4 protein-coding genes are annotated in these 4,493 nt (G+C 70.4%); 1 reads left to right on the forward strand and 3 read right to left on the reverse strand.

Going from position 1 to position 4,493, the window contains the following annotated elements:
- Positions 1-391, reverse strand: a 391-nt coding sequence (locus LQV45_RS18700; RefSeq protein WP_230008309.1) for a DEAD/DEAH box helicase, incomplete at its 3' end; no start/stop codon positions are given.
- Positions 392-435: 44 nt separating this feature from the next.
- Positions 436-1,206, reverse strand: a complete 771-nt coding sequence (locus LQV45_RS18705) for a hypothetical protein (protein ID WP_230008310.1) — start codon at positions 1,204-1,206, stop codon at positions 436-438.
- Positions 1,207-1,292: 86 nt separating this feature from the next.
- On the opposite strand from LQV45_RS18705, the gene LQV45_RS18710 reads away from it, so the two are divergent.
- Positions 1,293-2,336, forward strand: a complete 1,044-nt coding sequence (locus tag LQV45_RS18710) for an LLM class flavin-dependent oxidoreductase (protein ID WP_230008311.1) — start codon at positions 1,293-1,295, stop codon at positions 2,334-2,336.
- 101 nt (positions 2,337-2,437) lie between these two features.
- Here the strand turns inward: LQV45_RS18710 and LQV45_RS18715 are convergent, their stop codons facing one another.
- Positions 2,438-4,453 (reverse strand): HAMP domain-containing sensor histidine kinase, encoded by a 2,016-nt coding sequence (locus LQV45_RS18715; protein ID WP_230008312.1) that lies wholly within the window; start codon positions 4,451-4,453, stop codon positions 2,438-2,440.
- Positions 4,454-4,493: the final 40 nt, after the last annotated feature.

Genomic DNA, 4,493 nt, shown 5'->3' on the forward strand with positions numbered 1-4,493 from the left:
GGGGGACGTTGGCGAGGATATCGGCCGCGCAGCAGATGATCGGAGCGTCGGCGTTGACCGAGGAGTCGCCCGTGACCATCCCCACGTTCTCGGCGCCGAAGATCTCGACGAGGGCGAAGAACTTCTCGCTCACGAGCGCCTTGATGGGGGCCGTGTAGTAGCTGCGGCCGCCCCGGGCGAGGGATGCCGCGTGCGCGGCGACGGCGACGAGGGACTTCCCCGTCCCGGTCGGCGTGGACAGGATGACGTTCGCCCCCGACACGATCTCGATGACGGCCTCGTCCTGGGCGGGGTAGAGCGTGAGCCCGCGCTCGCTCGCCCACTCGACGAATCCCAGGTAGGCGGAATCCGGATCGGTGCCCGCGGGCACGTGGTCGAGGAGCGAGGTCACTGCTCCACCCTCTCATCCCCCGATCCGCGACCCGCCGGTCGCGCTCAGTCGGCGTCGGAGAAGACCCCGATCCGATCCCCGTCGCGCACGAACTGGACGGCGCTGCCGACGGGGAAACGCTGGCGGAAGGCCTCGTGCAGTTCGGGGGTGACGACGAACTCCACTGTCGCGGGGAAGGAGCCCGCCCCGCACCCTCCGTACCGGAACCCGCCCTGGAAGGTCCCGTCGTCCTCGGTCCACGGCGCGTCGGCCGTCTCGATGAGGAACAGGCACTCGGCCCGGTTGCCGGCGGAGTCGATCGGCGTGGAGCCGGCGAACGTCGTCAGCCCCAGGAAGTCGGCGTACCCCTTCACCTCGGACGGGTCGATGCCGAGCGGCGACAGCGAATCGGTTTGAACGGACGGATCGGGCAACAGGGTCTCCACCTGAGCGACGCCCGCGGTGCGTGCGACCGGAACGAAGGTCGCCGCGGCGACCGAGGCCGCGCTCGCCACGGCGGCGACCGCGGCGAGAGAGCCGGCCCACAGCCACAGCGTCCGGGGGCGGCGCACGACCGGTCGCCGGGAGGGGCGCTCCGGGGTGGTCGCTTCCTCGTCCTCCGCGCCGTCGGCAGCCAGCGCCGCGGTGTTGTCCGCGACCTCGGGCGGACCGCTCTCCGTCGGCGGCGATGCGGCGACCTCGGCACGGCGTCGCCGTTCGAGGTCCTCCAGCTCGTGCAGCCGCGCCCAGGCGACCGGATCACCGGCGAGATCGGCATCCGGCCCGTAGGCACGCGCGCGAAGCCTCGCCAGCTCGTCCTGCGCCTCGGCATCCATTCCTTGAATCGTCCCACAGCACGCGAAGTCGAGGGCGGGGCTTGCATGCGCGGGAATAGACCTGGGGATGCCGCGTTGCATACGTCATGCGCTCTTTCGGCACCCTCTCCTTCGGGCACTACGGCCCCCTCGGCGGCGGGCATCACCTGTCGGCCGGCGACTCGATGCTCCAGGCGATCGACCTCGCTCAGGGTATGGACGACCTCGGCGTGAACGGCGTCTCGTTCCGCGTCCACCACTTCGCGCGCCAGCAGGCTGCGCCCATGCCGCTGCTCGCGGCGATCGCTGCGCGCACCTCGCGCATCGAGGTGGGCACCGGCGTCATCGACATGCGGTACGAGAACCCGCTCATGCTCGCCGAAGAGGCGGCATCCGTCGACCTGATCAGTGCGAACCGTCTCGCGCTCGGCGTGAGCCGCGGGTCACCCGAGACGGTCGTGCGCGGCTACGAGGCGTTCGGCTACACGGGGTCCGAGGACGAGCGGGGCGCCGATATCGCCCGCGAACACTTCGACCTGTTCCTGCGCGCGATCGACGGCGAGGGTCTCGCCGAGCGCGATCCGATGAGCCCCTTCGGCGGCGGCACAGGTCTGCAGCGCATCGAACCGCACTCCCCCGGCCTGCGTAAGCGCATCTGGTGGGGCGCCGGCACGACGGCGACCGCCGAGTGGGCGGGCCGCAAGGGCATCAACCTCATGTCGTCGACCCTGCTCACCGAGGCCGACGGCACGCCTTTCGACATCCTCCAGGCTCGGCAGCTCGACGCCTTCCGCGCCGCCTGGGCCGAGGCCGGCCACGCGGGCACGCCGCGCACGTCGGTGAGCCGCAGCATCTTCCCCATCGTCAGCGACGAGGACCGGATGTACTTCGGCGGGTCGGCGGGCTCCGACCAGATCGGTGTGATCGACGGCATGCGCTCGACCTTCGGCAAGACGTACGCCGCCGAGCCCGACGCCCTCGTCGAGCAGCTGCAGAACGACGCCGCCGTGATGAGCGCCGACACCCTGATGCTGACGATCCCGTCGCAGATGGGCGTGGAGTTCAACCTCCGCCTCGTCGAGAACTTCGCGAAGTACGTCGCTCCGGCGCTCGGGTGGGTGCCGACCCGCGACTCCGTGTCCGCGAACTGATCAGGACGCGGCGGTGAACGTCGTCACCCCGGAGTGCGGGCGAACATCGCGTCCGTCTCCGGGGTGACTCGACCTCGAGGTGGGGAGCGCAGCGGCGCGATCTATCGGGCCCCGACGGGCACCTCTGCGGGAGCAGGAGCCAGCGGGAAACGGACCTCGGCGATCGTGCCCCTGGCGGGAGCGTTGTCCAGGCTGATGGTCGCCTTCATCCCCGCGAGCAGGTCTCGCGTGATCGCCAGCCCCAACCCCGTTCCGGCGACCCCGTCATGGATCGTTCGCGGGGCGCGGTAGAAGGGCTCGAACAGCCGCTCGCGCTCCGCGGGGTCGATCCCGGGCCCCTCGTCCTGCACGGTGACGATCACCGCATCCTCGGTGGCGCGCGCGGTGATCGTCACCGCTCCCCCGCGCGGCGAGAACTTCACGGCGTTGGTGAGGAGGTTGGTGATCACTCGGCCGAGATCGCTCGCGTACGCCATGACGCGCACGGAGGAGGCGCAGTCCACCTCGGTGGTCAGTTCTCGGCTCACGACGCTGTACCGCACGTCGAGCAGGCATTGCTCGATGACCTCCGCGAGCACGACCGGCACCGCCGGCGCCTCGGCGTCTCCCCGCTGCCGTCGGGCAGCGGCGAGCACGTTGCTGACCAGCTCGAGAAGGCGTTCGGAGTTGCGGAGGATCACGGCGACGTAGTCGCGTTCCACGGGAGTGCGCACGAGATCGGCGAGCTCCTCCGCATACCCGCTGATCGAGGTGAGCGGCGTTCTCAGCTCGTGCGACACGCTGGCGACGAAGTCGTCCTTCTGCTGGTTCATCGCCCGCAGCGCGTCGACGATCTGGCGCTGCTTCTCCAGCCGCGCGGCCATGACCGCCTCCGCCTCGCGCAGAGCACTGAGATCCTCGACGTAGAGGAGGTAGAACGTGCCGTAGTCCGATCGGTCGAGCGCCTCGATCGTGACGCGCAAGAGAGCGTCGTCGCCCTCGTCGACCGGCCACGCCGTGGTGTCGGACCGGCCGGGCACGAGAGTCCTCGCGAACGGTCGGAGCGTTCCGTCCGGCCGGACGACCAGGCCCGACTTCGCCGTCGCCGTCAACTCGGAGGCCAGCACGGTGGTCGCCATCGGGTTGATCTCCAGGACCACGAGCGCCCCGCCCGCTTCTTCCGACAAGATGGCGAAGCCGCTGCGGGCGCGCGCGAATCCCTCGTTCAAGAGCCGCCGGGTGCCTTCGCGCTGGTCGATCAACGCACGCTGGTGGGCCTGCGCCGCAGCGACGAACAGGACGGTGACGGCCAGGGTGATCGCATAGAGCTGCAACAGGCTCACGACCCTGATCGACCCGGCGGAGTTGGCGAACGCCCCGCCGCCGAGGGCGGTCAACCCACTCACCACGGCGATCGTCAGGACCAGTTGCGCATACGTCACACGCATCGATTGCGTGAAGGCCGCGTACATCAGGACGGGCACCGGCAAAAACCCCAGCGGGTCCCTCCAACCGGGGAAGAACGCCACCGCCGTGGTGGCGAGGGTGAGGAGCGTCAGCCCCAGGGAGATCCTCCACGGGGTCACGCGCTTCTCCCGCGTGATCAGGACGAGAGGGGTGATGACCAGAATGGCCGAGGTATGGGATGCGGCGATACCTCCGACCGTGGAGAGGAACGACCCGCCCTCCACGGCCACGCCCGCTGCGACCCCGAGCCCGCCCACGGAGCCGCCGACCACCGCGCCCAGCATGAACCGGCCGGCGGCTTTCAGGTTGCGGATCCCCGGCGCGGCGGAGCGACCCGTGGCGATGGTCGCCACGACGTACACCTCGATGGCCGCCGACAAGCCGCCGAGGACGGCGATCCCCATCCCGCGCTCGCCGATCACCGAGACGGCGACCATCATCGCCCCGTAGCCCGCACTGACATAGGGGCGCTGGGCTGACGAGGACATCAGGGCCGCGGCGGCACCGACACCCGCGGCGGGCCACCACCAACTCAACGTCGCGGGCCCACTCACCCACGTGATGCTGGCCAGCCCCACGACGACGCTGAAGAGCAGGGTGAGCGCCAGCGCTGCCGGGTGGCGCCACCCCGGGAGCGCGCGCACCCTGTCGGCGATATTGCTGTGGGACATGCCGGGATAGTATCCGTGCAGAGACCCGATCGAGTGCCGT

The sequence above is a fragment of the Microbacterium sp. Bi128 genome, from assembly GCF_918698205.1.